The sequence below is a fragment of the Neisseria sp. P0021.S006 genome (assembly GCF_051956895.1).
Window position 1 is genome coordinate 1 of record NZ_JBQCWZ010001251.1, and the last position, 448, is coordinate 448.

1 protein-coding gene is annotated in these 448 nt (G+C 58.9%); it reads left to right on the forward strand.

The annotated features are described in order from the left end of the window. Positions 1-448: hypothetical protein (locus ACTHUM_RS19725; RefSeq protein WP_440403972.1), on the forward strand; the 448-nt coding region annotated here is incomplete at both ends.

Below are 448 nucleotides of genomic sequence, written 5' to 3' on the forward strand. Positions count from 1 at the left end.
TGATACCGGCGCCGCTGGCGAAAAAGGCGAGAAAGGTGACACTGGTGCCGCTGGCGAAAAAGGCGAAAAAGGTGACACTGGCGCTGCTGGCGAGAAAGGTGACACTGGCGCCGCTGGCGAAAAAGGCGAGAAAGGTGACACTGGTGCCGCAGGTGCCGCTGGCGAAAAAGGCGAAAAAGGTGATACCGGCGCTGCTGGCGAAAAAGGCGAAAAAGGTGATACCGGCGCCGCTGGCGAAAAAGGCGAGAAAGGTGACACTGGTGCCGCTGGCGAAAAAGGCGAAAAAGGTGATACCGGCGCTGCTGGCGAAAAAGGCGAAAAAGGTGATACCGGCGCCGCTGGCGAAAAAGGCGAAAAAGGTGACACCGGCGCCGCTGGCGAAAAAGGCGAAAAAGTTGATACCGGCGCCGCTGGCGAAAAAGGCGAAAAAGGTGACACTGGCGCCGCT